Below are 26,257 nucleotides of genomic sequence, written 5' to 3'. Positions count from 1 at the left end.
GCAGGTATGGCATCCTATCAGGCACGTGGACGCGATCCGCTTTTCGATAAAAACACGCAGATTCTGCTCGAAAAGCGAGGGCGGGAACTGATCGGTCTCGGACTGGTCGTTGTCGGTGTTCTCTTCGCGCTGATGTTGGGGTCCTACTCGCCTGAAGATCCAAGCTGGCTCTCCGCCACCGAAGACCCCGTGAGCAATACTCTCGGGCGGTTCGGGGCGTCGATTTCCTCGCCTCTGATGATCATCGTTGGTGTGGCTTCTTGGGGCATTGCCGCCGGATTTGTCGCGTGGGGCGTGCGCTATATGCTCCATCGCGGGAACGAGCGTGCGCTGTCGCGAGCTGTGTTCGTGCCGATTGCTGTGGCTGTGGGGGCGATTTATGCCTCGACCCATGTGTCGACCGCGCCGCAGAGCTATGGCGGGCTGTTCGGGGATACGGTCCTCGCCGCGCTGATCCAGATTTTGCCATTGGGCGCGGCGCTGAGCCTCAAGGCGCTCTCTGTGATTTCTTTCTTTGCGACTGTTGGCCTTGCGCTCTTTGCCTTCGGGTTCACGCGGCCTGAGTTGTCGGTGTGCGGGCGCTTCCTGCTGTTGGGTCTAACGTCCTTTTATGCGCTGGTGTTGCACCTTTTGGGGCGTGGGGCGCGTGGGTCTGTCGCAATGAGCGGGCAGCTTGCCCGTAAAGCCGCGGTCCATCGTGCCGAACGTCGTGAGCGTGCGCGCGCGGTTCAGGACGAACAGCAGGCCTTTGCGGCCACCATGGCCCCCGAGAACCGCGTGATCCGCGCCCATGCGCCGGAGCCGGAGTTTGTGCAGCCGGAACCGGAGGCCAAGCCCTCGCTCTTTGCCAAGATGCCGAGCCTGTTGAAACGCACGACGCCTGAAGATCTCGAACCCGAATTGATCGAACCGGAACTTGCCCCCGATGTGGAGCCGCAGCCGGGTCAGTCGGATCGCATCCGCTCCAAGATTTCGTCGGCCATCAATGCCCGCGCACGCAGTGCTGTGCGTGCCGCTCCGCCGTTGTCCGGTCGGCAGGAACCTCCATTAAGCGCCGCGCAACGTGCCGCGCAGAAGTATCGCAAGGGGCCGGAACCGATGATCCTGCAACAGGAGCCGCCGGTTGTCGCGGAGCAGGTGTCCTTCCCGTATCAGGACGACCCGAGCGATCATTTCGATGTGGTCGATGACGATATTTCGTTCGAGGTCGAGCACCCTGTTGAAACGCCCGACTACCTAGAACAGGAAGCGCCGCGCTATGAACCCGCGGCCCCTGCGATGCCGGAGCCGAAGAAAGTCGTCCAGCATCCGGTGCGCAAGCCGATGGTGCCGTCCAAACAAGCGCAGGAAGAGGCGCAGCCGAGCCTGAAGTTCGACCCGAAAGAGGCCGAATACGAGGTGCCGCCGCTGTCGCTCCTAGAAAACCCGACGAACATCGTGCGGCATATGCTCTCTGACGAGGCGCTCGAAGAGAATGCGCGGATGTTGGAGAATGTGCTCGATGACTATGGGGTCAAAGGCGAGATCGTTTCCGTGCGTCCGGGTCCTGTTGTGACCATGTACGAACTCGAACCCGCGCCGGGTCTCAAGGCGAGCCGTGTGATCGGTCTCGCGGATGACATCGCGCGCTCAATGTCCGCACTGTCGGCGCGTGTGTCCACCGTGCCGGGTCGTTCAGTGATCGGGATCGAACTGCCGAACGAACACCGCGAGATGGTGTCCTTCCGCGAAATCCTGTCGAGCCGCGATTATGGCGACGGCAAACACTCTCTGCCGCTCGCTCTGGGCAAAGATATCGGCGGTGAGGCAATGGTGGCGAACCTCGCGAAGATGCCGCACTTGCTCATCGCGGGGACGACCGGTTCCGGTAAGTCGGTGGCGATCAACACCATGATCCTGTCGCTGCTCTATAAGCTGACGCCGGACGAGTGCCGCCTGATCATGATCGACCCGAAGATGCTCGAACTCTCGGTCTATGACGGCATTCCGCACCTTCTCTCGCCTGTTGTGACCGACCCCAAGAAGGCGGTTGTCGCGCTCAAATGGGTCGTGGCGGAGATGGAAGACCGTTATCGCAAGATGTCCAAAATGGGCGTGCGCAACATCGACGGCTACAACGGCCGCGTGAAAGATGCGCTGTCGAAAGGTGAGATGTTCTCCCGCACGGTTCAAACCGGCTTTGACGATGAAACCGGCGATCCGATCTTCGAAACCGAGGAATTCAAACCTGTGGCGCTGCCCTATATCGTCGTCATCGTCGACGAGATGGCCGACCTCATGATGGTCGCGGGCAAAGAGATCGAAGCCTGCATCCAGCGTCTCGCGCAGATGGCACGGGCCTCCGGCATTCACCTGATCATGGCGACCCAGCGTCCGTCCGTGGATGTGATCACCGGCACGATTAAGGCGAACTTCCCGACGCGGATTTCCTTCCAGGTGACATCGAAAATCGACTCGCGCACCATCCTCGGTGAGCAGGGTGCAGAGCAACTGCTCGGGATGGGCGACATGCTTTACATGGGCGGCGGTGGCCGGATCACCCGTTGTCACGCGCCGTTTGTGTCGGACGAGGAAGTCGAAAAGATCGTGTCCTACCTCAAAGCCTACGGTCCGCCGGATTACGTGGGTGGCGTGGTCGAAGGGCCGGATGACGAGAAGTCGGCGGACATCGACGCGGTGCTTGGCCTCAACACGGGCGGCAACACCGGCGGCGAAGATGCGCTCTACGATCAGGCCGTGGCCATCGTGATCAAGGACCGCAAGTGTTCGACCTCCTACATCCAGCGCAAACTGTCGATCGGCTACAACAAGGCCGCGCGCCTCGTCGAGCAGATGGAGGATGAGGGCGTCGTGTCCTCGGCCAACCACGTCGGCAAACGCGAGATCCTCGTGCCGGAACAGTAAGCGTTCCATCACAATGGACTGACACAAAGATCACGCGGATTTATCCCCGCGTGATTTCTTTTTTCGTGAAAGCGACAAAGGACACTCCTATATCTCGGGCATGAAGAAATTTGTCGCCGCAGTTGCGCCCGCCCTTATTGCCCTGACCGTCGCCACGCCCGCGTTGGCGGAGAAACTGTCTTTGAACACGCTGTCGGAGTATCTGAACAGCCTCGGGACGGTGCAGGCGGATTTTACCCAGACGAATGACGACGGATCCCAGTCCGCGGGGAAGGTGACGATCAAACGTCCGGGGCGCATGCGTCTCGAATACGGTGGGGGATTGAATGATCCGCTCGTGATCGGCGCGGGTGGTCAGGTCGCGATCTTCGATCCGGGCTCAAACGAGCCGCCGCAGCGTTTCCCGATGGCGACAACGCCGCTGTCACTGATCCTCGGGCGCAACATTGATCTGTCAAAAGAGAAGCTGGTCGTCTCCCACACCGAGGTGAACGGGGATACCGTCGTGCGCGCCCAAGATCCCGATCATCCCGAATACGGGGCAATCGACCTGATCTTTAGCGACACCCCGATCCTCAAGGCGTGGGTCATTTATGACCAGAGCGGGGGCCAGACGACCGTGCAACTCACGCGAATGGCGCTTGGCGGGAATGCCAACGACCGGATGTTCAACATCCGCTACGAGGCCGACCAGCGCGGCACGCCGATCGACTGATCTCAGATTTTACCGCAGGCGATGAGTTGGCTGCGGTAGAGGTCCGAGCGCGCGTCAACCGCGCTCGAGACGCGCATCAGCCACGGTTTGTAGCGATAGCTGCCACGGGCATAGCCCGTGCGGCCTTCGTGGTAGGCAAGATACTGGGCCTGCGCGTCGGTCTTGGCGATGCCAAGCCTCTCGGTGCTCTCATTCATATACCATCCCATGAAGTCGGTCGCATCGGTGAAGCGGTCACGCTTGGCGCCGCGGCGTCCCTGTTCGACGCGGTATTCATCCCAGGTCGCATCGAGTGCTTGGGCGTAGCCGTACGCAGAGCTTTGGCGCCCCATGGGGATCACGCCGAGCACATAGCGGTAGGGCGTCCGTGCATCGCCGATGAATTTGCTTTCCTGATACAGCGTGGCCATCTGAACGTTGACCGGAATGCCCCATTTGCGTTCGGTCTTTTTCATGGCCTTCAGATAGGACGGGCGCTGGGACACAATCGAACACGCGTTGTCGAGGTTTTTGGGCGCGGAATTATATCCTCCGCCGCAAGACGCCAGCAGGAGAAAACATAACAATGCGCGAAGACGTCTGCTCATAACTGCCTCTCGCTATAAAATCTTTTGAGCGACAATAGCGGATTCCGGCTGCCTATGAAATGGCATTCGCGTGATCGGTCAGATCACGATTGCGAGCAAGAACGGCAGATACAGCACAGAAAGAAGCGTCGAGGATACGACCAAAGCCGCGACGGTGTCGGAGTCCGCACCGTATTTCTCAGCGAGCATGTAGGACGTCACGGCCACCGGTGTCGCGATTTGTACGACGAGAACGGCGAAGGGTTCTGGAGCGAGATCGAAGGCGAAGCCGGCGATTGCTGCGATGCCCGCACACAGGACGACTTTGCCGATGGCGATGATGGCGGCACGGCCCAATCCATGGGGGCGCAGGCGGGCAACGGCGACGCCAAGCGTGATAAGCATGAGCGGGATTGCGATCTGACCGAGGAGTTCGAGCGTGTTCATCGCAAAGCTGGGGAGGGTCCAGCCCTGCCACAGGAAGAGCGCCCCGAGGGCCGTGGCCCAGACGAGCGGCTCTTTGAAGGCTTTCGCGGGGGAACCGCCGCCTGCGGTGACATAGACGCCGAAGGTGAACGACCAGAGCGCCATGACCGCGAAGACGACGACGGCGTAGCTCAGGCCGGTCTGGCCGAACGCGAAAAGTGCGAGCGGCAGGCCGAGGTTGCCGGTGTTGCCGAAGATGAGCGGCGCGAGATAGGTCCGGATGTCGAGTTTGAGGACCTTGATCACGAGATAGGCGACGATGGTGACGGCGCCATAGGCGACGACCGAGGCGAGCGAGAGCGCGGTAAGCGCCGCTGGATCAATGTCGGCTTTGACCAATGCGGTGAAAATGAGGGCGGGAACGGACAGTGTCATCGTCAATTTGGTAACAAATTCCAGACGATATTCATGGCCGGTTTTCACCCATGTGAACCCGACGAGGGCCAGCAGAAAGACCGGTGTCACGATCTCGAGCACTGTTAAAATGAGGTTCACAGTCTGTTTCCCAATTACTTGCCGCGATGCAGTAGACGAACTAGATACCTTCAGGTCTACTGAGCGGTAGAAAGGGTTGCAATGTCATGATGGCATCACGCGCGAAATATCATCTCGGACAGGTCGTCCGACATAAGAAACACACCTTCCGCGGTGTGGTTTTCGACGTGGATGCGATTTTTGCGAATACCGAGGAATGGTATGCCGCAATTCCCGAAGACAGCCGCCCGAAAAAGGACCAGCCGTTCTACCACCTGCTCGCCGAAAACGAAGAGAGCTACTATGTGGCTTATGTCTCGGAACAGAACCTCGTGGCGGATTACTCTGGTGAACCTGTCGAACATCCGGATCTCGGAGAGTTGTTCGATCAGTTCGAAGACGGTGCCTACCGCGTGCATTTTAATCTGAACTGAAGCGCTGCGGCGCTGCGTGTTAGGAGCTGTGTGTCGCGTCGAGCGAGACACGGAAACTCAGGCAATTTCCACTCTCTCCCCGTTCATAGGCCAGATGGTCTGCGAGAGAGCGGATGAGGAACCAGCCGAACCCGCCCTCGGGTAGATCTGCGATCTGTGTTTTGTCCGTGACGGTCTGGCCCATCGGAAGTCCGCCCTCCGGCATAGACACCCCGCCATCCAACACAGTGCACCACAGTCCGCTGTCACGGTATGAGAGGCTAATCTCGATCAATCCACCTGTTCTGTCGGCATAGGCGTGTTCGACGATATTGTTGAGCACTTCGGCCAGAACGATTTCGAGGTTTGCCATCCCCTCGGGCGGAAAGTCGAAATGCGCCAATCCGGTTTTGATTGTTTCAAGGCTACGGCGCACGGCGTTCTCTGTCGCGGGCAGGACAAGTCTCACGTCATAGTCTCTCGCAATATGTAACGGGGTATGAAGCGCATAGGCTGCGCGGATTGGTTCAAGATACATCGTCACCGTGACGCAGGGCGTCATCGACCGTTTGGTGGATGGTAAAGACGGTGTCCATGCGCGTCAGGTGAAAGACCCGATTGACCGTCGGGCGCAGCGCCGCGAGTTCGAGCGTCTGCCCGCTGCGCACCGCCTTCAGCGTCGCGACAACAGCGCCGAGACCGGAGCTGTCGAGAAACTCTACATTCTCCATATCGAGAACGAGCCGGTCAGGGCCCGTCTCGCTCAATGCGCGCATCTCGTCCTTAAACTGAATGGCGCAGGCCGCATCAATGCGCGCGTCGCCGAAACTCACGACGCGGGCGTCTTCAAAATCCCGGTGATCCAATTTCATCTGGTGTGCCTTTGCTCTTGATTTGCCCCGAGCGTAGAGGGCATTCCTTACCATCGGGTTTGCACCGGAACGGAAACGGAGAAAATTATGGCGGATTATGTGGGACTGGCGGCGCGTCTTGAGGCGCTCTGTGCGGGCGAGACGGACGAAGTGGCTCTGATGGCCACGGTCGCGTGCGAGGTGCATCAGTTCGACGACCGTTTTCATTGGACGGGGTTTTACCGGACGGTCGCCGAAGATCTGTTGAAGATTGGACCCTATCAGGGCGGGCATGGATGCCTCGTGATCCCGTTCGCGCGTGGTGTCTGCGGGGCTTGCGCCCGCACACGAGAGGCGCAGCGCGTCGATGATGTGAATGCATTCGAAGGCCATATCGCCTGTGCGTCGTCCACGCAGTCGGAACTCGTGCTGCCGGTCGAGAACGCAGAGGGCGTGTTGCTCGGCGTGTTCGATATCGACAGCGACTATCCGGCGGCCTTCACCGAGGAAGACGAGCGAGAGCTGACCACAATCCTGCGCCACGTCTTTGCCAACGTCCGCCGCCCGTGATATCGCGCCCCCATGAGTGACGATTACAATCCGCCCCAAGACCCGCTCGATATTCTCCACATGGATCACGAGATTCTCGTGGTGAACAAGCCGTCCGGCCTCTTGTCCGTGCCGGGGAAGGGGGAGCACCTCGCCGATTGCCTCATGTCGCGCATTCAGTCCGTCTTTCCCGAGGCGTTGTTGATCCACCGTTTGGACCGCGACACGTCGGGCGTGATGATCTTTGCCCTGACGCCCCACGCGCAGCGCCATATCGGTCTGCAGTTCGAAAAGCGGCAGACGAAAAAGACCTATGTTGCCGTCGTGCACGGCAAAATCGCGGAGAAGACCGGCACCGTGGACCTGCCCCTGATCGTGGACTGGCCGAACCGTCCGAAGCAGATGGTCGATCACGAGAACGGCAAGCAGGCGATCACGGATTGGCGTGTGGTGCGCTACGCCGACAACCAGACCCGCGTGCGCCTGATGCCGAAAACAGGGCGGTCACACCAGCTCCGTGTGCATATGCTCGCTATAGGGCACCCGATCATGGGCGATCCGTTCTATGCGACGGGAGAGGCGCGGGATGCGCCGCGCCTGATGCTCCATGCCGAGCAATTGCGGCTGCGCCATCCAGACGGCGGGGCGGGGCTGTCCTTTACGGCGAAATGTCCGTTCTGAGAAAATCTGAGTAAATTTGTCGCGGAATGTCGCGCGGGGGTTTAAATAAGTTTCTTGAACCGTATTTAAACCTCAAACGTCGCACACTTGCATAAGGAGATGACCATGGGTCTTCGTATTAACGACATCGTTCCCAATTTCACCGCTATGACCGATCAGGGCGAGATCACGTTCCACGATTGGATCGGTGATAGCTGGGCGATCCTGTTCTCTCACCCGAAAGACTTTACGCCGGTCTGCACCACAGAATTCGGCGCTGTGGCACAGCTTGCTGACGAATGGGAAAAGCGCGGCACGAAAGTGATTGGCCTCTCCGTGGATGGCGCGGAAGAGCACGTGCAGTGGAAAGCCGACATTGAAGGCTTCGCTGGTGCGAAAGCGGGCTTCCCGATCATCGCGGACACCGATCTCGAAGTCTCCAAAGCCTTTGACATGCTTCCGGCCGAAGCCTACCTGCCGGATGGCCGCACCGCGGCGGACTCCGCCTCTGTGCGCTCTGTCTTCATCATTTCGCCGGACAAAAAAGTTCAGCTGATCATGACCTACCCGATGTCCGTCGGCCGTAACTTTGCCGAGGTGCTGCGCGCGCTCGACGGTCTGCAAAAGACCTACGGCACCCCGATCGCAACGCCCGCGAACTGGACCATCGGTCAGGACGTGATCGCGGCTCTGTCCCTCGATGACGCCGCCGCTGAAGAGAAGTTCGGCGCGCTCGACAAGAAGCTGCCCTACCTGCGCTTCGTCAAAGATCCGGCCTGATTGGCCACATCCGCACGATAGAACAATGGAAGGCCTCGCGCGCGCGGGGCCTTTTTCTTGACGGGGTGGTGGGTTAGAGTTCGCTGACACTCTGAGGACGCGCGAAATGTTCAAACATCTGGCCAACCCGCACTACTGGATTCTGAAACTGCGGCAGCTTTTCGGATATGATCCGGCGGACGTGCGTGTCTTTGCCTTTGAAGACCACAAAGTCGCCTACGTGCTCCTGCCCAAGGCTGCGAGCACGTCGATCCAAACCGCGCTCGCACCGTTTTTCGGCGTTGAGGCGCAAGACGGCGAAGAGATTTCGCGCGCCATGCGGTCTGTGGCGGTGAAGAGCTCCGAGTTCGCAAAACGGATTGACGGGCAGGACTGGTTCATCTTTGCGGTGGTGCGGGACCCGTCCAACCGCGCATTTTCGGCCTATAAGAACAAGCTGCTGGAACCGAAAAAGATTTTCCGCCCGTTGCAGCGCATGGGCATCCGCTCGCGCCTCGGGTTCGCGGAATTTCTCGAAGTGCTTCTGAGCTGGCCGCGTGGCGGCTTGAACGACCATTTCATGCCGCAGACCGGACTGCTCAAACACGTGCTCGGCTGCGACGGGCTTTATCTCGCGCGTCTAGAGACGTTCGATGAGGACTGGCCGAAAATCTGCGCTGAGGCCAAAGCACGCGGGCTGGAGCTGCCTGATCTCGGATGGCTCAACAAAACCGCGCAAAAACCGCAGGCGTTTTCCGATGTAGAGCGCGCGCGTCTGGGACAGCTATACGCTGAAGATTACGACCGGTTCGGCTATCCGAACCCTGCCTGATCAGTAACTCTGCCAGCTTTCCGGATCGTAGCCAAAGGCCTTCACATCCGGGAGACAGACACCCTGTGTCTTCGGCAGGTTTTCTTCAGTGATGAAGGTCTCGCTCGTCTTGCTCGGGTTCCGCTTTTTCGCGAGGCGTGCCACAGCCCACTCCTCGTCAAATCCGAAGGTGCGGGCCAGCGTTCGGAACCCTTCCTCTTTGTCGTCCTCAATCCGGAACACGCGGGTATACTTGAGGCGGTCGGCCATCAACACATCGTATTGTGCGCACCAATGGTGGTCTCGCGCGCCGACCGGATCTTTCTCAATGTAAGCGAGGAAGGTGTCAAAGGTCACCAACGTGCCCGGCTCAGCGCCCTCAAGCCCATGCTTCGCCGCAAAGCTGCGCACGCGCTTGATGTGCTTTTGACGGATGGAGCGGGGATAGTCGGTGTCGGTGTGACCCGGTTTGGTCGCCCAGGTGTCATAAAACTTGTTCTTATAGGCAGAAACAAGACGCCCATACGGGTTCCGCACAAAGCCATAGAGCGTGTAGCTCTCGGGATGGCGGATAAAGTCGAGGTAGTCGCGCACCGGCGCAACAGGCATCTTCCGCGCCACGTTCCAGAACCGGTAACGCCCGTCGGACGGATCGTCCTTGCCGAGAAACTCCTTATACCCATCCGCCATCATGTCTCGCGTGAAGAGCGTGAGCACCTTCGGATTGAGCATGACCGCCGCTTTCCGCTCTCGATTGACGATGAGCTTCACGGGGCTGAAGTGGCGGGTCGGTGTGAACATGTCGCGTCCTCGATTGATCTCAACGACCTCTAGCCCAAACAAAATGCCCCGCCAAGTGCGGGACATTTTTCCAGAATTATGAGTCTCGCGCTGTGAGCCTGAGGCCTCACTTCTTCTTGGCAAAAATACTCAAACAAAAAGCCCCGCCAAAAGCGGGGCTTTTCTCATTCATGACAGGGAAGGAGGATTAGTCCTCTTTCTTTTCCTGTACGATCTCTTCGCCGGTTTCCTGATCGACCATTTTCATGCCGAGGCGGACTTTGCCGCGGTCGTCGAAGCCGAGGAGTTTCACGAACACTTCCTGACCTTCTTTGAGAACGTCAGACGGGTGGTTCAGGCGGCGGTTTTCGATCTGGGAGACGTGCACGAGGCCGTCACGCTTGCCGAAGAAGTTCACGAAGGCGCCGAAATCGACGAGCTTCACGACTTTGCCTTTGTAGATCACGCCTTCTTCCGGCTCTGCGACGATGGAGTAGATCATGTCGTAGGCTTTCTGGATCGCTTCGCCATTCGGGGATGCGATTTTGATGATGCCTTCGTCGTTGATGTCCACTTTCGCGCCGGAGGTTTCGACGATCTCGCGGATCACTTTACCGCCGGAACCGATCACTTCACGGATCTTGTCGGTCGGGATCTGCATGGTCTCGATGCGCGGAGCGTGTGCAGAGAATTCACCAGCGCCGGAGAGCGCTTTGTTCATCTCGCCGAGGATGTGCATGCGGCCTTCTTTCGCTTGAGCGAGAGCTTGCTTCATGATCTCCGGGGTGATGCCCTGAACCTTGATGTCCATCTGCAGGGACGTGATGCCGCTTTCGGTACCCGCCACTTTGAAGTCCATGTCGCCGAGGTGATCTTCGTCGCCGAGGATGTCGGTCAGAACAGCGAACTCACCGTCGTCTTCGAGCACGAGGCCCATAGCAACACCGGCAACAGCGGATTTGAGCGGAACGCCTGCGTCCATCATGGACAGGGAGCCACCACACACGGATGCCATCGAGGACGAGCCGTTGGATTCGGTGATCTCGGACACGATGCGGATCGTGTACGGGAAGTCGGTTGCCGCCGGCAGAACTGCCTGAAGCGCACGCCATGCGAGTTTACCGTGGCCGATTTCACGACGACCCGGGGAACCCACGCGGCCCACTTCGCCAACCGAGTACGGAGGGAAGTTGTAGTGCAGCAGGAAGTTGGATTTGAAGTTGCCGTGCAGGGCGTCGATGAACTGTTCGTCATCGCCGGTGCCGAGCGTCGTCACCACGAGACCTTGGGTCTCACCGCGGGTGAAGAGGGCGGAACCGTGGGTACGCGGCAGCAGGCCGGTTTCACAGACGATCGGGCGAACCTGATCGAGTGCGCGACCGTCGATACGCTTGCCTTCCTTCACAACGGAAGAACGCAGAACGGAGGACTCGAGCTTTTTGAGCGCGGAGCCGAGGTTCTCGTCAGCCAGCTGCTCTTCGGAGAGAGAGGCCTTGATGTCTTCTTTGACGGACGCAACAGCAGCCACACGTTCCTGTTTGTCGAGGATCGCGTAAGCGGCTTTCATCTTCTCTTCGCCAGCTTTTTTGACGACTTCGAACAGTTCGGAGTAGTCCGGCGATTTGAAGTCGAACGGCTCTTTCGCGGATTCTTCAGCGAGATCGATGATGCAGTCGATGACCGGCTGGATTTGCTCGTAAGCAAAGGTCACAGCGCCGAGCATTTCGTCTTCGGTCAGCTCGTAGGCTTCGGATTCCACCATCATCACGGCGTCTTTCGTGCCTGCAACGACGAGGTCGAGGCGCTGATCCGGATTGTTGCGGAGCTGGTCCATATCGTCGACGGTCGGGTTCAGAACGTACTCGCCATCAGTGTAACCCACGCGGCAGCCAGCAATCGGGCCCATGAACGGAACGCCGGAGATGGTGAGTGCAGCGGAAGCCGCGATCATGGCGACGATGTCCGGATCGTTGACCAGATCGTGGGACAGCACGGTGCACATAAGCAGAACTTCGTGTTTGAAGCCCGGTGCAAAGAGCGGACGGATCGGACGGTCGATCAAACGGGCGGTCAGCGTCTCTTTCTCAGTCGGACGTGCTTCGCGTTTGAAGAAGCCACCCGGGATTTTACCGGCGGCGTAGTATTTTTCCTGGTAGTGGACGGTCAGCGGGAAAAAGTCCTGACCTTCTTTTTGTGCCTTGGCGAAGGTGACGTTGGCCATCACGGAGGTTTCGCCGAGGGTGGCGATGACTGTGCCATCAGCCTGACGAGCAATCTTGCCCGTTTCCAGTGTGAGGGTTTCTTCGCCCCACTGGATCGATTTTTTCACTTCTTTAAACATCAAGTGTATCCTGTTTGGGAGCACTCGCGGGCCCTCCCGCGTCTCCCGTTTTGCGTGGCGGCCCCATTGCCGCCGACCCCATATCCTATTTCACAACGCCGGGGTCTGTGCGTTACGTCTCAGATGCGGGGGTTCATACAGGAACTGAGGGGTTTTGGGAAGCAATCTGTTTGCCTGCTTTCCTGTCAGGCCGATTGGTGCGGATTCCCCAAAATCCTGGGCTTCGGCGGCAGTTCTTCTGTGCGAGAATGGAGAGGGGAGCGGTTGGCTTCCTCGCGTTTCTCATGCGGCTTCCGTGACAAATTCATGTACGAAATGCATTTTTTGAATATTTTGCACCATTTGATTTGATAGCGCTCGCAATCACTCTATTTCGCGTCTACCGTGAACACGCACATCGCTCATGGTAACAAGTACGCTCAGGAGAATTAAATGGACGTGAACACCGCAATGGCGGCACACAAGGCGTGGCTGCAGAAATTTCGGGTCGCAATTGACGAACGTCAGGAACTCGACGCAGACACGATCTGCTTGGACAACAAATGCGAGCTCGGACAATGGCTGCACGGCGATGCGAAGGACCAGTTTGGTGGGCACGCCTTCTACGAGGACACCGTTGACGTCCATGCGAAGTTCCACCTGCAGGCGGCAGAAGTGGCAAAGCTGATCAACAATCACCAGTTCCGAGAGGCCTCCGACCAGCTGAAATCGGGGGCGGCCTATCAGCGCGCGACGAACCTCGTGCTTCAGGCTCTGGTGAAGTTCAAAATCCAGTCGGCGAAACTCTGAAGAGGCGCCCGAAAGCTTTCGGTGACTGCGCGTCCCGCTCGGGGCGTGTTTTTCGTTGTGGGGGCAAAAAAGTCGGGCGACCCTTTTGGGGCCGCCCGCCGGGGGGGGAAGTCTAAATCCCTTGGATGCGATTACTCGGCAGCAGCATCCTTCGCGCGGAACTCGCCTTTGTCTTTCGTGAGCAGGCTCACCACGATGATTGCGATGAAGGCCACGACAAAGCCCGGAACGATCTCATAGAGGCCCGCGCCCATGAAGCTCTTGTTCAGACCGCTGGTGATCCAGAGCGCGACGGTGCCAGCCCCTGCAATCAGACCTGCAACAGCGCCTGCTCCGGTCATGCGGCTCCATGTCAGGGACAGGATCATCAAAGGACCGAATGCGGCGCCGAACCCGGCCCATGCGTTGGACACGAGGCCAAGCACATTGGAGTCAGGGTTGGAGGCGATCAGGATCGCGATGACACCGACAAGTGCAACGGAGATGCGGCCCACGTTCACGAGTTCCACGTCGGTGGCCTCACGACGGAAGAACACTTTGTAGAAGTCTTCGGTCAGCGAGGAGGAAGACACGAGAAGCTGGCTCGACACTGTCGACATGATCGCGGCGAGGAGAGCGGCGAACAGGAAGCCGGTGATCAGCGGGTGGAAGAGCAGCTCGGACAGTACGATGAAGATCGTCTCCGGATCTTCGAGGGTGAGGCCGTTGCGCTCGATGTAGGTGCGGCCAAAGATGCCGACGCCGATGGCGCCGATCAGGGCAATCCCCATCCAGAGCATTGCGATGTTGCGGGCAACGGCGACGTCTTTGACGGACCGCACAGCCATGAAGCGCACGATGATGTGTGGCTGGCCGAAGTAGCCGAGACCCCAAGCAAGCGTGGAGATCAGGCCGAGAATAGTGAGGCCGTGGGTCATGGAGAGGTAGTTCGGGTCAACCTCGGACGCGAGACGTTCTGCCGCCTGATCGACGCCAGCGCCCTGACCGGTGGTCAGGATCACGATCGGCATGATGATCAGCGCGAGCATCATGATGCAGCCTTGCACGAAGTCCGTGAGGCTCACCGCGAGGAAGCCACCGAAGACGGTGTAGATGAGAACCACGCCGAGGGTCAGGATCACGCCCGTCATGTAGCTGCCGTCAAAAGCGGAGGCGAAAAGCTTGCCGCCACCGACGAGGCCCGAGGCCGTGTAGACGGAGAAGAACGCGACGATGATCACGGCGGAGACCACGCGGAGGGTGGTGGCCGCGCTCGGGAAGCGGTTCGACAGGAATTCCGGAATGGTCAGGCTGTTGTCATAGCGCTCGGTTTGCTCCCGCAGGCGAGGTGCGACGACGACCCAGTTGATGAACGCACCGATGAAAAGGCCGATGCCGATCCAGGCCTCGATCAGCCCTGAGATGTAGAGCGCTCCAGGCAGGCCGAGCAAGAGCCAGCCGCTCATATCAGATGCGCCTGCGGAAAGCGCGGCTACAGCCGGATGCAGGTCACGCCCGCCGAGCACATAGCCCTCGGCCGTATCCGTCGACTTGCGCCATGCGTAAAAGCCGATGCCGAGCATCAGCGCGAAATACAGGATCAGGCTGATCCAAACTCCAATGTCCATGTCATGTCCCCTTATGAATTTCGGGGGAGATTGCGGACTGGGAACTTTTTCACAAGCCTTCTGTGAGGCCTGCACAAAAGTAATGAAATCTGCCTATTTCGGGCTTTCGAAAAAGGAAAAATGGGAGATCAAACCGGAAACATCCGCAAAATTGCCTATCGGCCTCCGGGCGGTTTTGGGGGCTGTTCGCGGGCCGCTATCGCGCACGAGACGGAAAGCGGGTCAACGAATCTTTCGTTTTGGTGTGTCACCGGGCGTGCAAGCAGGCGCGTCGGGGTTAATCCCAATAGAGCGTCCAGTCATAGGGTGCGGAGCACTCTGCGGCCGTGAAACGCGTGTCCGCGGGGAGGGTTTGTTTGAAGGCATTGAGTGCCTCGCGCATGTCTGCTTCGCGGCTCCGATCGATGAGGAAGAAGCCGACGTTTTCATAAGCGGACATCACCCGATTGGTACGGATCGTGCCCATGTGGCACCACTCTGGCGGGAGTTCCGTGGTGAATACGGCGGGGTAGACCATGGCAAACACCGCGTCTTTGTCCTCCGCAATCTCTTCGACCCAGTTCGTTGTGAGGCCGTATTGCGCCCAGTTCTGCCGCACAATTTCAGAACCCAATCCCCAGAGGTCGAGCACATAGTTATCGTTGCGGTAGGCGACCCAGCCGAGATCGTTGACGGCTGTCGTCTCGGGGAAGAACTCCGTGGCGAACCGGTGCATCTGGTATTGCTGTTCGTAGACGTTGCGCGCTGCGAGATGCGTCGTGAGCAAAGGGGTGATGTAGTTGCGGTTCGAAACGAATGTCAGGACGAGGAGGAGGACGAGTTTGGCCGAACGCGCACGGGGCGACGAGAGCACCGGCGTCCAGACATAGAGAACCGCCCCCACAACCGTTGCCATGATGTAAGCCTCATAGCGCCCGTACCAGCCCCAATGCCCCACGAGGACATGCGCCACTGCCGCCGCACCAACGACGAGGGCGACAGAGAGCCGCCGAGCGTTCAGTGGGGGCACGAAGGCAAAGCAAAGCATTGCGAGACCGGCGATGAGCCACTTCGCCTGAGGGCGCTCAAGGGAGGTGAGAATGTCCTGCAGATGGGATGCGAAGGCATCGGCTAAGGAATGATCCACCACGCCCGCAGACACTGAGGATTTGACGAGAACCGACGACGGGAGCGGCGGCAGGCCAAGATGTGTCATGAGGCCCACATAGGCGGCAACAATGAGACTGAGCACGAGAGTGACCGCCGCACCGGAACGCCAGTGTCCCCAAGCGAAGAGCGCGAAAATTGCGAAGAGCGAAAGGGCAAAGCCCTCGAACCTCAGGAGCGGCGCGGCGATGAGGCCGAGGAGCATCCAGCCGTCGGGGCGAGTCTCTCGGCTGAGATGCGTGAGCCCCCTCAAGATCAACAGGCTCGCGAGGACATGAAGCGTATGTTCCATTCCGGTCAGGGCGAGCGCATAACCGTTCACCGCCCCTAGCAACGTGACGACGCTCAGATAGGTGATTGGAGAAGGGCGTGTGTTCGATTGGTCGAAGGCGTCAAACAGGAAGCCGCCCAACACCCATGCCGTGCCCAGCGCTCCGACGAAGTTCAGGATCAGAGGCGCGTAAGGACCTGCTCCGAACAGAGCGAGAAGAAAGGGGTAGAGAATGGAGGAGGACGGAGAAGCCACCTCTCCCGGATTGATCCCGTAATGCCCGTGCAGCAGGTTCTCTGCCAGAGCGAGGTGAATGTAGGGATCGTCGAGCGCATAAAACAAAGACCCCCCAGTTTCCTGGAGGATCTTCGCAATGATAATCGCAAGTCCAACTGCGCAAACCAGCGTCGCAAATGCCTGAAACTGGCGTCTCTGCGGGGTTTGCACCGAAGGGAACATGCGGCCGATTAGCGGCGGATACCGAGACGCTTGATGAGGTCGAGGTAGCGGGCTTCGTCTTTACCTTTGAGGTAGTCGAGAAGCTTACGACGCTGAGCAACCATCATCAAAAGGCCACGACGACCGTGGTTGTCTTTTTTGTGGGTTTTGAAGTGCTCGGTGAGCGTGGTGATGCGCGAGGTGAGGATCGCGACCTGAACTTCGGGGGAACCGGTGTCACCTTCTTTGGTGGCGAATTCCTTGATCAGGCGGGCTTTTTCTTCAACAGTAATCGACATCGGGGTCTCCTTTAATATCAGAGGGTTATGGCGCAGGCCGGGATGTCGTCCAGCAAGGCCCTTGGAGAAGTATCCGGAACGTCCTGCTCCGGATTGGGCGCACTTAGCCGGATTCTCCCTAAAATGGAAGCATTTTCCGCGAAAAGGCGCGATCCGGACGCTATTGGCCGGTCTCGACCCGCTGGGAGTCGCTCATGATTTCCGAAGCCAGTTGTTTCGCCCAATCTCCGAGGATCGGCACGACCTCCATCTGGTTGAGGATGTAGCCCACAATCGACACGACAATCGATGCCCCGACGACAGACCCGAAGCCGAATGCCAGCCCCCGCAGGAACTGGAACCAGATGAGGCGGACCGTCGAGTTGTGAATGCGCATGAACCGGTGGTTGTTCAGGCGCTCCAGCTCGCCCGTCAAGTTCTCGAGGTCGCGGGCGATGGTGTCTCGGCTGTCAGTCATGGGACTCTCCGTTCTGCAGGTAGAGCATGGGGCGAGTGTCGGTCGTAAGCAAGCTTCAATTAACCTTTATTAACAGTGCATTAGATCGAATTGTCGATAGCTTTTTCTTCGCTGTTTATGCGTTCCATGTAGAATGAACGCTGTCGAATTCGAGTGAAGGGTTAGAAAATGCTGTGGGCATTCGCATTGATGAGTATCGTTCCTGCCGCTCTCGCAATGGCCGACTTTGATTTCGGGGAGGAGGTGGCGCAATCGGAGGAGACGGACGACGAAGACGCGGTGGAACCCGAGGATGACGATGAGGAAGACGATGCTTCCGGTGATCTGCTTTTGGATGCCTACTCAGATCCGGAGGAGGAGACGGCCGACGAAGAGGACGGCGAAGGGCAGGATTATGGTATTGGTGCCGGCGATGGCGCGGTGGTGTTTGATGACTTCTCTGCTGGTGCGGATCATCTGACACTCAACCTACCGGGCGGCGGGAGCGGTGCCTTTGTGGTGGAGCCGAGTCTTGATGAAGACGGCGAAGAAGTGGGTGTCAGCCTCTCTTATGACACGGGAGACGAAGCGTTTGAGGTGACTTTCCTCGGGTATGACGCCATCCCCGTCGACGATATTTCCGCAGAGATGGTGGACCCTGAAACGGGTGAGACGGTTCTCTATTCGTTGAGCGAATTAGGGGATTTCTCCGCTTTGACGCCTGAGAATGACGATTTCGGGGATGAAGCGGGGCCGACGGGCGGCGAGGATGACGTGTTGGCCACGCCCGCAGACCCCGATGCGGCGGATATGCCGGGGCCTGTGGGCGATGAGGAGGACATCGTTCTGACGCCGGTTATGGATGAGGATCCTGTCTTTGCCGGTCCGAATATCCAACAGAGCGATGAGGAGAACGAAGAGGACCTCACGGACGAAGAGGTGGAAAGGCTTCTTTCGCTCGCACAGCAGTTGCAAGCATCACTCGGGTGAACGTCTTTGCTTCAGGTCCAGAGTTCGGGCTGTTGGGTATAGGCGATATAGAGCGGATGCTTCGGGTGCCCTGCTTTTGACAGGCCGAGATGATAGAGGTCCTGTCCGGTCTTCCGCAGGAGTGCTTCAACCGCCGCACCACGGTCGAGGTGGGCACCATGTGTGCCCCACGCGCAGACGATCTGATCCGCCCAGCCCGCCCACTCACGGATGGCCGCATCATTCGCCGGTCCCACCGGATCAGCAGCGGCGCGCATTTTTTTCGGGTCAGTGTCGCGCCACGCAAAGATGTTTGTGACGCAGAAGGACCCGAATCCGAGGGTCCGCGCCCGCCGTTCACAGCGCTCCACGGTCGGGTCATTCTGAACCTCGGTTGCAGTCGACGGGTTCAGCATCACAAACAACGCTTTGCGCCCAGTCGGATCCCACGTGCGCACGAGGGAGTAACGGTAGTTTTCACAATCCGAATAAACGGCGGTGGAGGGCGCGTCGCCCTTGGTGTGGGTGCGAGTGATCATGCCCCATTGAATGGCGGGTCGCCCCCGAAAAGGCAATGCTCAGGCCCGCGCGTGTTCGGCCACTTTTGAAATCTGGTGCCCCGATGCCTGATAGGCAGACGCTGCCGTCACGATTGCGCGAAAAAGGGCGCGCTGGCGATGGGCATAAAACAGATGCTCGGGATGCCATTGAACCCCGATTGCAAAGGGATCGTTGATCCGTTCGATCGCCTGAACCATCCCGCCCGGATCGCGCGCAGCCACGCGCAAGCCCTCTCCGAGCTTGTCGACCGCTTGAGAATGGAGCGCGTTGACGACCATTTCCTCGGGGCCGGTGATTTCGCTCAGCCGCGTATCCGCTTCGGGACAAACTGTCTTTTTCGGCAGAACCGTGCGGACGTGTTGGGATTTCACGTAGGTGCCGTAGGCGTCTTGATAGAGCGTGCCACCCAGCGCGACATTGATCATCTGCGCGCCGCGACAGATGCCCATGACGGGCATGTTGCGTTTAAACGCTTCGTGAACGAGGTCTTCTTCCAACGCATCACGCACCGGATCGAGGCGCACAGAGGCAACCACTTCGCCGTGGTAGAGGTCAGGCGAAATATCGTCGCCGCCCCCGATGATCAATCCATCGACGGCATCCAGATCGTTCTCGCGTCCGGTGCCAAATCGCACAGCGCGACCGCCCGCAAGCCAGATATTGAGCGCGACGAGCGGGAAAATCCGCCAACCGGACCGTTTCGATGTCGTGACGCCAATGACAGGTTTGGGGTGATCAGACATCGCCCAGAACCTCCTCGGCCAAGCCGCTCACAATCGGGCGCACGCGCTCCACCCAGTCACTTCGGGTTTCAAGCAGCGTCTTGCGATAGGCTCTCCACTCCTCTTCGAGCTCGGCGAGCATCTTTGGCTGCGCGGCCAGTTTTTCAACGAACACCCAACGCCGCCACTCCTTGGCGAGTGACCAATCGGCCTCGTCGATCCGGCAATCCGGCAGGCGGAAGTGCCAAGTCGGGCGCGCGCTCACGGACGGCTTATTGCCCAGTTTCGCCACAAATGCCTCCTCATCGTACGCGCGCAAGAGCGGCAGGAGGTCGAGACCGCGATTGCGGCTCGGGGTGGTGTTCAAATAGGCCTCCATAAACGCGTCTAGGGAGGGAAAATCCACGCCCGCAATTGCGTCGAGATAGGTTGTCGGATAACGGTCCGTGAACGGCAAAAGGTGGCGAGACGGGTCGATCGGCCAAACATCACGCAGGAAGTCTTCGGTCAGGGCGTAGGCCTTCGCGATCGGCACGATATGCTCCACGCTCATCGCAGCGACTTCAGGATTAAAGTGCACGCCATAGCCGTAGAGCAGTCCAGCGCCGCTGCCCTCGGCCCCCGCGTCCCGAAGGGCGGTCACGAGATCATTGAGCGGCCCCATGTCTTCGAGCGGATCGGTCACAATCTCCACGGGAACGACAACCCGCCCGATGTCGAGGCCAAGCTCGGCGATCTTAGAGTCGGCGTCTTTTCGGAACGCAGTGTCGAGGTAGACTTTGACGGTGCCGATCTCGGACCCTTCGACGCGAAAACTGTGCGCGTCTTTCTCGTTGATCGTGCCACCAAGGCAATCCTGCACGATCTCGGCGCTTTTTCGTTCATCAAGCGCGCCGAACTCAATTTCAACCCCGGTTTTGCGCGGTGTTCCGTCTTTGGTGTTCGGGTCCGGAAGGTCGGCAAAGGGGGCGGTCTGTCTCTGTGTCATAAGTTGACAACGCAGGATCAGGCCGCCGAGTTCCCTTTAGAGATTGAAAACCCTGTTCGGGTGAAGCTCGCCGGACTTGTAGACGCCCACTGCGACGGGTTTGCCTTCGAAAGAGGCCCAGACTTCATCGCCGTATTCGACGCCATCCGCCGGATAGACCATGCCGGGGTTGCCGTTTCGCAGTTTCATCGCGCCTTCGGGAGTGCATCGGACTTCGTCGAGATCGGAGAGACCTTCCTCTACGGGGTGCAGATAGGCATCCAGCGCTTCTGTCTTGGCCATTTCGTCAATCTCTGCGACCGAAATGCCATCTTCGGCATCCCAAGGGCCAGACCATTCGCGGCGAAGCCATTCGACGTGACCATAGCACCCGAGCGCGGCACCGAGGTCACGGGCAATCGCGCGGACGTAGCCACCTTTGCCGCAAACCATTTCGAGAATGACGTGATCGTCGTCGCGGCGTTCGATGAAGGTAAGTTCATCGACGTAAAGCGGGCGGGCGGCGATTGCGAAATCTTCGTCGTCGCGCGCCAGTTTGTAGGCGCGTTCCCCGTCGATTTTGACGGCGGAGAATTTTGGCGGCACTTGCATGATATCGCCCACGAATTGTGGGAGTGCGGACTCGATCTCCGCATCTGTCGGGCGCTCGATGCTCTCGGAGATCACTTCGCCTTCGGCGTCGTCCGTGTTTGTAGCCTGACCAAGACGGACGGAAAAGCGGTAGCATTTGAGCGCTTCGGTGATGAACGGCACGGTTTTCGTCGCTTCACCGAGCGCAACGGCGAGAACGCCCGTTGCTTCAGGGTCGAGCGTGCCTGCATGGCCGGCCTTCTGCGCGTCCATCGCCCAGCGGACTTTGTTCACAACGGCGGTGGAGGTCATGCCGGCGGGTTTGTCCACGACCAACCAGCCGTGAACCGCGCGCCCCTTTTTGCGTCGGGCCATTACTCTTCCTCGTCGGAGGTGTCGTCGTCGTGGTGAATGTCGCGCTGCACGCGCTCGTCGGCAAACATACGGCGCGTGGCGTCCATACGGTCGAACGTATCGTCGAATTCGAACCGGAGCTCCGGTGTGTGCTTGATCTGGAGCGCTTTGCCGATCTGGTGGCGAATCTCGCCTTTGTTGCGGCGCAGGGCCTCAAGCGCCGTGCCAGCGGCCCCGCCGCCAAGTGGCAGGATGTAGGCTGTCGCAACCCGTAGGTCCGGAGACACACGAACTTCGCCCACCGTGATCGACATCGCGGTGAGATCGGGGTCGTGGATTTCGCCACGGGTGAGCAATTCCGAAAGACGACGCCGGATAGCCTCGCCAACACGGAGGGTGCGGTGTGAGCCGGAGGACCCACTGTTATGAGAACGTTTTGCCATAGGGGCCAGATAGTCTCCTCGCCTGAGTCTTGCAAGCGGGCTTTGCCAAACCGGTTCCAAGAGGGTAAAGCTCCCGCGAGAGTTTTCAGGAGAAACAGACATGACCGACCTTCCCGGCATCGTGATCACCGGCGCGTCCGGCCGTATGGGCCAGATGCTGATCAAAACCGTTCTCGCATCCAACGTCTGCAAACTCGTGGGCGCGGTAGAGCGTTCGGGCCATGAGTGGGTGGGCCGTGACGTAGGCGAAGCGATGGGCGGCACGGCGCTGGGCGTCACCGTCACGGACGATGCGCTGGAAGCCTTCTCCAAAGCGCAGGCGGTCATCGATTTCACAGCGCCTGCGGCCACGGTCGCATTTGCGGCTCTTGCTGCGCAGGCCCGCTGCGTCCACGTGATCGGCACGACGGGGATGACGGATGAAGATCTCAAAAAGATCGCCGCCGCCGCGCACCATGCGACCATCATCCGCGCGGGCAATATGTCTCTCGGGGTTAACCTTCTGACGAAGCTTACCAAAATGGTGTCTGCGGCACTTGATGCCGACTATGATATCGAAATCGTCGAAGCCCACCATAACCGCAAAGTGGATGCTCCCTCCGGCACCGCGCTCATGCTCGGGGAAGCCGCAGCCGAAGGTCGTGGCGTGTCCCTCGCGGATGTGAGCGATTCCGGTCGTGACGGCATCACCGGCGCGCGCAATAGAGGCGATATCGGCTTCTCTGCGATCCGCGGGGGCGACATCATCGGCGAGCACGATGTGATATTCGCGGGCGAAGGAGAACGTATCATCCTGCGCCATATCGCGTCTGATCGTTCGCTGTTTGCCAAGGGTGCTGTCAAAGCTGCCGTTTGGGGGCAGGGTCAGAAGCCGGGTGAATACGATATGCTCGACGTGCTTGGCCTCTAACGCCGCTCAGCTTCTTCTTGGCTGAAATACTCAAAACAAAACCCGCAGGCACCTGCGGGTTTTTTCTTTAAAAGTCGATGGCGAGACCTTTTTTCTCCCAGTCGCCATAGCGAACTGGCTCTGGCCCGTCGCGCCCGCCAAGCTCGGTCGGCATCTTCTTCACCTCTTCGTCCAACTTTTTACGGCGCTCTTCGGCCTCGGCCAATGCGCGCTGCGCAGCAGGCGGCAAATGGGAGATGTCGCGGGGTTCGGGCTTCTGGTCGCTGTCACTCATCGGGAAATCCTTGTCCGGGGTGCCCTTCTGATATACGGCATCGGGCCATGAAAACAAGAACCCCAGATGTCGCTGGCCTCGCGGCCCGCCGTGCTGCACTCGCGCTCTTAGATGCGGTGCTGGTCGAAAAACGCTTGCTCTCCGAAGTGCTGCTCAAGCGCACCGCGGACCTGCCGCCCGATGACCGCGCCCGTGCACAGCGGATGGCGACCGAATGTCTCCGAGTTGTTGACCGGTGTGACCGGATGCTCGGGCCGCACCTGTCCAAACGTCCTGCACCGCATGTGATGAACGCGCTGCGTCTCGGGGTGTATGAGGTTTGTGCGGCAGGCGAGGCGGCGCATGGCGTCGTGAACGCCTATGTCGCGCTCATGCAGGAGCGCCCGAAATCTAGCCATTTCAAAGGGCTGGTCAACGCGGTGCTGCGCAAGATCGATGCGGAAAAGGCGAAGTGGGAGACGCTCCCCGCGCCGATGATGCCGAAATGGCTTCGCAAACCACTGGTTGCCGACTATGGGAAACCCGCGATTGCCGCGATGGAAACGGCCCACGCGAGCGGCGCGCCAATTGATCTCACTGTGAAAAATGATCCCGAGGGCTGGGCCGAAAAACTTGGCGGGGTTGTGCTGCCGACTGGATCGGTGCGCGTTGATGGCGCTGTTCAGGTGACGAAGCTCGCCGGTTTTGAGGATGGTGAGTGGTGGGTGCAGGATGCCGCCGCGGCTCTGCCCGCGCGAATCCTCGCGCCAGAGGCGGGTATGCGTGTCCTCGACATGTGCTCTGCGCCAGGCGGGAAAACGATGCAACTCGCGCAGATGGGCGCGGAGGTCACGGCGCTCGACATTTCTGAGAGCCGGTTGAAGCGAGTCGCGGAAAACCTCGCGCGCTGCGGGCTGTCGGCGGAGATCGTGGCGGGAGATGCGCTCGAATACGAAGGCGGGCCGTTTGATGCGATTCTCCTCGACGCGCCTTGCACAGCGACGGGCACGATCCGCCGTCATCCTGATCTGCCGCAGGTGAAGGACGGCTCCGACTTTCCGGGGCTATTTGAGCTGCAGGAGTACATGATTGATCGCGCGCTCGGGCTTTTGAAGCCAGGCGGGAAGCTGGTCTACTGCACCTGTTCTTTGCTGATCGACGAAGGCGAAGAGCAAATTCGAGATGCGAAAGAGCGGCATCCGGACCTCGTTGTTGATCTCGATGCGCTCAAGATTGCGGGCGTTGATCCGGAGTGGATCGGAGACGAAGGTCTGCGCACGCGTCCCGACTACTGGGCGGATCGCGGCGGGATGGATGGATTCTTCATCACGGTTCTGCGCAAGGGGTGAGCGCGGTCCGTTTTCCCGATGACAGTCGGGGGGCTGCCCGCTATCCTTTCAGGAAACGAGAATAATAGGCTGAGGCAGGCCCGAATGTCGCAGAGCGAGGATTGGCGCACGAAAACCGTTCGCCGCATGAATAAGTATCATGCGTGGCGCGCGTCGCGGGCAAAACCCGCGATGGGGTTCAAGTCGCAGATGGAGCCCAAATCCATCGGCTCCTTCGCGCGTGGACGACAGTTAATTGCCGGAAATTTTCTCTTTGCGGGGGACCTTGTTGAGGCGCCTGACGCGTCCATCTGGGACATCGAAGCACCGAGCGCGCGCTATGCGGAGGAAATCCACGGTTTCGCGTGGCTTGACGATCTTGCGGCGGTTGGCGACTTCAACGCGCGGCGGCGGGCGCAGGCTTGGACCAACGACTGGATTGCGAAATTCGCGGGTGGGCGTGGATCGGGTTGGACGCCTGATCTGACGGGGCGTCGCTTGATCCGCTGGATTCACCACGCGCTCTTTTTTCTCTCGGGGCAGGATACTGCGGCGTCGAACGCATTTTTCACAAGTCTCGGACAGCAGACGATTTTCCTCGCACGGCGCTGGGAAACCGCGAGTCCCGGATTGGCGCGTTTTGAGGCGCTGACGGGGTTGATCTACGCAGGACTTTCACTCGTCGGGATGGAAGACCATGTCGCGACCGCGACCAAAGCGCTGGCCAATGAGTGTATCACTTGCATTGACGATGAAGGTGGGCTGCCCACCCGAAATCCCGAAGAGCTTTTAGAGGTCTTTACCCTTTTGACGTGGGCGGCTGAGGCGCTCGCGGAGGCGGGGATGGTCGCGCCTGAAGCGCATCTGGCGGCAATCGACCGTATTGCCCCGACGCTACGTGCGCTTCGTCACGCGGATGGCGGGCTGGCGCGGTTCCATGGCGGTGGCCGTGGTCTGGAAGGGCGTTTGGACCATGCGTTCGCGGCGTCCGGCAATCGTACTCCTCCGGGGCAGGGGCTTCACATGGGGTATCTGCGCCTGTCCGCAGGGCGCACGTCGATCATTGTAGATGCCGCGCCGCCGCCCGCGCGGGATGCGTCTTTTAACGCCCATGCATCAACGCTTGCGTTTGAACTCACGTCCGGACGCCGGCCGCTCATTGTGAACTGTGGCTCCGGGAGCAATTTCGGGGAAAAGTGGCGTCGTGCCGGACGGGCGACGCCGTCGCATTCCACCCTCGGGATTGATGGTTATTCTTCCTCCCGCCTTGGGCCGAAGAAGATGGTTGGCGGGCATTTACGGTCCCTCCTGACCGATGTGCCAAATGATGTGCGTCTGGAACTGCGCAATGATGAGGATGGTGGCGGGTTCGTCGCGGGTCACAACGGCTACGGCAGCACGCATGGTCTCACGCACATCCGGCAACTCGAGCTCTCGAAAGACGGGCGTGGGATTGCGGGCGAGGACACGCTCGCAACGATCACGTCCGAGGACGAGCAGCAATTCGACAAGATGATGGATCTGCTTAAACTGCAGGGAATCCCCTTCCAGATCCGCTTCCATCTCCATCCCGACGTGGATGCGGCGCTCGATATGGGTGGGACGGCGGTGTCGATGGCGCTCAAATCCGGTGAGATTTGGGTGTTCCGCCATGACGGACGCGCCAAATTGAGCCTCGAAAGGTCCGTTTACCTCGAAAAAACCCGCCTAAAGCCGCGTGCGACCAAACAAGTGGTTCTATCTGCCGCGGCAATGGATTATGCGACGCGTGTCCGTTGGACTCTCGCGAAGGCGCAAGACACGCCGACAGCGCTCCGCGATCTCGAGATGACCGACGCGACCCTGAGCTGATCTGACTGCCATC

The 26,257-nt window shown here is 59.5% G+C and carries 28 protein-coding genes; 12 read left to right on the top strand and 16 right to left on the bottom strand.

What is annotated here, in order from left to right; all coding sequences use genetic code 11:
- Nucleotides 1-6 precede the first annotated feature (6 nt).
- On the top strand, nucleotides 7-2,904 hold the full coding sequence (locus LA304_RS00255) for a DNA translocase FtsK (RefSeq protein ID WP_224501113.1): 2,898 nt from the start codon (nucleotides 7-9) through the stop codon (nucleotides 2,902-2,904).
- Between the two features lie 100 nt (nucleotides 2,905-3,004).
- On the top strand, nucleotides 3,005-3,619 hold the full coding sequence (locus LA304_RS00250) for a LolA family protein (protein ID WP_224501112.1): 615 nt from the start codon (nucleotides 3,005-3,007) through the stop codon (nucleotides 3,617-3,619).
- Between the two features lie 2 nt (nucleotides 3,620-3,621).
- On the opposite strand, the gene LA304_RS00245 is transcribed toward LA304_RS00250, so the two are convergent.
- Together LA304_RS00245 and LA304_RS00240 are read right to left on the bottom strand one after the other, a co-directional pair.
- A complete protein-coding gene (locus LA304_RS00245) occupies nucleotides 3,622-4,206 on the bottom strand; it encodes a transglycosylase SLT domain-containing protein (RefSeq protein ID WP_224501111.1) in 585 nt (194 codons plus the stop codon).
- A 78-nt stretch (nucleotides 4,207-4,284) separates the two neighbouring features.
- On the bottom strand, nucleotides 4,285-5,166 hold the full coding sequence (locus LA304_RS00240) for an AEC family transporter (protein ID WP_224501110.1): 882 nt from the start codon (nucleotides 5,164-5,166) through the stop codon (nucleotides 4,285-4,287).
- An 86-nt stretch (nucleotides 5,167-5,252) separates the two neighbouring features.
- Here LA304_RS00240 and hspQ point away from each other — a divergent pair, with 86 nt between their 5' ends.
- Entirely contained in the window at nucleotides 5,253-5,579 is a 327-nt protein-coding gene (gene hspQ, locus LA304_RS00235) for a heat shock protein HspQ (protein WP_224501109.1), read from the top strand.
- Between the two features lie 19 nt (nucleotides 5,580-5,598).
- Here the strand turns inward: hspQ and LA304_RS00230 are convergent, their stop codons facing one another.
- Nucleotides 5,599-6,027, bottom strand: coding sequence for an ATP-binding protein (locus LA304_RS00230; RefSeq protein WP_224501108.1), 429 nt, complete (start codon nucleotides 6,025-6,027; stop codon nucleotides 5,599-5,601).
- A 58-nt stretch (nucleotides 6,028-6,085) separates the two neighbouring features.
- On the bottom strand, nucleotides 6,086-6,430 hold the full coding sequence (locus LA304_RS00225) for an STAS domain-containing protein (RefSeq protein WP_224501107.1): 345 nt from the start codon (nucleotides 6,428-6,430) through the stop codon (nucleotides 6,086-6,088).
- Between the two features lie 87 nt (nucleotides 6,431-6,517).
- Here LA304_RS00225 and LA304_RS00220 point away from each other — a divergent pair, with 87 nt between their 5' ends.
- The 4 genes from LA304_RS00220 to LA304_RS00205 all read left to right on the top strand — a co-directional run bounded on the left by LA304_RS00220 (nucleotide 6,518) and on the right by LA304_RS00205 (nucleotide 9,209).
- On the top strand, nucleotides 6,518-6,979 hold the full coding sequence (locus LA304_RS00220) for a GAF domain-containing protein (protein WP_263491145.1): 462 nt from the start codon (nucleotides 6,518-6,520) through the stop codon (nucleotides 6,977-6,979).
- 12 nt (nucleotides 6,980-6,991) lie between these two features.
- The gene (locus LA304_RS00215) at nucleotides 6,992-7,639 is read left to right on the top strand and encodes an RluA family pseudouridine synthase (RefSeq protein WP_224501106.1); all 648 of its coding nucleotides are present in this window, start codon (nucleotides 6,992-6,994) and stop codon (nucleotides 7,637-7,639) included.
- A gap of 105 nt (nucleotides 7,640-7,744) precedes the next feature.
- On the top strand, nucleotides 7,745-8,398 hold the full coding sequence (locus LA304_RS00210) for a peroxiredoxin (protein WP_224501105.1): 654 nt from the start codon (nucleotides 7,745-7,747) through the stop codon (nucleotides 8,396-8,398).
- A 106-nt stretch (nucleotides 8,399-8,504) separates the two neighbouring features.
- Nucleotides 8,505-9,209 carry a sulfotransferase family 2 domain-containing protein gene (locus LA304_RS00205; RefSeq protein ID WP_224501104.1) on the top strand — a complete coding sequence of 235 codons (705 nt, stop codon included), beginning with the start codon at nucleotides 8,505-8,507 and terminating at the stop codon, nucleotides 9,207-9,209.
- Here LA304_RS00205 and LA304_RS00200 read toward each other — a convergent pair whose 3' ends face one another.
- Complete coding sequence (locus LA304_RS00200; protein WP_224501103.1) at nucleotides 9,210-9,989, bottom strand: sulfotransferase family 2 domain-containing protein; 780 nt, start codon at nucleotides 9,987-9,989, stop codon at nucleotides 9,210-9,212.
- A gap of 187 nt (nucleotides 9,990-10,176) precedes the next feature.
- On the bottom strand, nucleotides 10,177-12,309 hold the full coding sequence (gene pnp / locus LA304_RS00195) for a polyribonucleotide nucleotidyltransferase (protein WP_224501102.1): 2,133 nt from the start codon (nucleotides 12,307-12,309) through the stop codon (nucleotides 10,177-10,179).
- 432 nt (nucleotides 12,310-12,741) lie between these two features.
- On the opposite strand from pnp, the gene LA304_RS00190 reads away from it, so the two are divergent.
- Nucleotides 12,742-13,098, top strand: coding sequence for a CZB domain-containing protein (locus LA304_RS00190; RefSeq protein WP_224501101.1), 357 nt, complete (start codon nucleotides 12,742-12,744; stop codon nucleotides 13,096-13,098).
- Between the two features lie 131 nt (nucleotides 13,099-13,229).
- Here LA304_RS00190 and putP read toward each other — a convergent pair whose 3' ends face one another.
- From putP to LA304_RS00170, 4 genes are all read right to left on the bottom strand, one after another.
- Nucleotides 13,230-14,705, bottom strand: a complete 1,476-nt coding sequence (gene putP, locus LA304_RS00185; RefSeq protein ID WP_224501100.1) for a sodium/proline symporter PutP — start codon at nucleotides 14,703-14,705, stop codon at nucleotides 13,230-13,232.
- A 277-nt stretch (nucleotides 14,706-14,982) separates the two neighbouring features.
- Entirely contained in the window at nucleotides 14,983-16,464 is a 1,482-nt protein-coding gene (locus tag LA304_RS00180) for a hypothetical protein (protein ID WP_224501099.1), read from the bottom strand.
- A 125-nt stretch (nucleotides 16,465-16,589) separates the two neighbouring features.
- A complete protein-coding gene (gene rpsO / locus LA304_RS00175; RefSeq protein ID WP_224501098.1) occupies nucleotides 16,590-16,859 on the bottom strand; it encodes a 30S ribosomal protein S15 in 270 nt (89 codons plus the stop codon).
- Nucleotides 16,860-17,019: 160 nt separating this feature from the next.
- The gene (locus LA304_RS00170) at nucleotides 17,020-17,316 is read right to left on the bottom strand and encodes a DUF5665 domain-containing protein (RefSeq protein WP_224501097.1); all 297 of its coding nucleotides are present in this window, start codon (nucleotides 17,314-17,316) and stop codon (nucleotides 17,020-17,022) included.
- A 189-nt stretch (nucleotides 17,317-17,505) separates the two neighbouring features.
- Between LA304_RS00170 and LA304_RS00165 the strand changes: the two genes are divergently transcribed.
- Entirely contained in the window at nucleotides 17,506-18,285 is a 780-nt protein-coding gene (locus LA304_RS00165) for a hypothetical protein (protein WP_224501096.1), read from the top strand.
- A gap of 11 nt (nucleotides 18,286-18,296) precedes the next feature.
- Here the strand turns inward: LA304_RS00165 and LA304_RS00160 are convergent, their stop codons facing one another.
- The 5 genes from LA304_RS00160 to rbfA are packed head-to-tail and all read right to left on the bottom strand — an operon-like array spanning nucleotide 18,297 to nucleotide 21,902.
- Nucleotides 18,297-18,803 carry a DUF1643 domain-containing protein gene (locus LA304_RS00160; RefSeq protein WP_224501095.1) on the bottom strand — a complete coding sequence of 169 codons (507 nt, stop codon included), beginning with the start codon at nucleotides 18,801-18,803 and terminating at the stop codon, nucleotides 18,297-18,299.
- A gap of 39 nt (nucleotides 18,804-18,842) precedes the next feature.
- Complete coding sequence (locus LA304_RS00155) at nucleotides 18,843-19,568, bottom strand: gamma-glutamyl-gamma-aminobutyrate hydrolase family protein (protein ID WP_224501094.1); 726 nt, start codon at nucleotides 19,566-19,568, stop codon at nucleotides 18,843-18,845.
- Nucleotides 19,561-20,535: an amidoligase family protein gene (locus LA304_RS00150; protein WP_224501093.1), complete on the bottom strand. Its 975-nt coding sequence runs from the start codon at nucleotides 20,533-20,535 to the stop codon at nucleotides 19,561-19,563. The genes LA304_RS00155 and LA304_RS00150 overlap by 8 nt, the downstream gene beginning before the upstream one ends.
- Nucleotides 20,536-20,571: 36 nt before the next feature.
- Nucleotides 20,572-21,480 carry a tRNA pseudouridine(55) synthase TruB gene (gene truB, locus LA304_RS00145; protein ID WP_224501092.1) on the bottom strand — a complete coding sequence of 303 codons (909 nt, stop codon included), beginning with the start codon at nucleotides 21,478-21,480 and terminating at the stop codon, nucleotides 20,572-20,574.
- The gene (gene rbfA, locus LA304_RS00140) at nucleotides 21,480-21,902 is read right to left on the bottom strand and encodes a 30S ribosome-binding factor RbfA (RefSeq protein ID WP_224501091.1); all 423 of its coding nucleotides are present in this window, start codon (nucleotides 21,900-21,902) and stop codon (nucleotides 21,480-21,482) included. Before rbfA ends, truB begins: the two co-directional genes overlap by 1 nt.
- Nucleotides 21,903-22,002: 100 nt before the next feature.
- Between rbfA and dapB the strand changes: the two genes are divergently transcribed.
- Nucleotides 22,003-22,812, top strand: a complete 810-nt coding sequence (dapB, locus tag LA304_RS00135) for a 4-hydroxy-tetrahydrodipicolinate reductase (protein WP_224501090.1) — start codon at nucleotides 22,003-22,005, stop codon at nucleotides 22,810-22,812.
- 67 nt (nucleotides 22,813-22,879) lie between these two features.
- Here dapB and LA304_RS00130 read toward each other — a convergent pair whose 3' ends face one another.
- Complete coding sequence (locus tag LA304_RS00130; protein ID WP_224501089.1) at nucleotides 22,880-23,086, bottom strand: DUF1674 domain-containing protein; 207 nt, start codon at nucleotides 23,084-23,086, stop codon at nucleotides 22,880-22,882.
- 47 nt (nucleotides 23,087-23,133) lie between these two features.
- Here LA304_RS00130 and LA304_RS00125 point away from each other — a divergent pair, with 47 nt between their 5' ends.
- On the top strand, nucleotides 23,134-24,414 hold the full coding sequence (locus tag LA304_RS00125) for an RsmB/NOP family class I SAM-dependent RNA methyltransferase (RefSeq protein ID WP_224501088.1): 1,281 nt from the start codon (nucleotides 23,134-23,136) through the stop codon (nucleotides 24,412-24,414).
- Between the two features lie 84 nt (nucleotides 24,415-24,498).
- On the top strand, nucleotides 24,499-26,244 hold the full coding sequence (locus tag LA304_RS00120) for a heparinase II/III family protein (protein ID WP_396022162.1): 1,746 nt from the start codon (nucleotides 24,499-24,501) through the stop codon (nucleotides 26,242-26,244).
- Nucleotides 26,245-26,257 lie beyond the last annotated feature (13 nt).

It is taken from the genome of Celeribacter litoreus (assembly GCF_020165855.1).
Classification (GTDB): domain Bacteria; phylum Pseudomonadota; class Alphaproteobacteria; order Rhodobacterales; family Rhodobacteraceae; genus Celeribacter; species Celeribacter litoreus.
The sequence above is the reverse complement of the archived record's forward strand: the minus strand, read 5'-3'. Positions and strand labels throughout refer to the sequence as shown.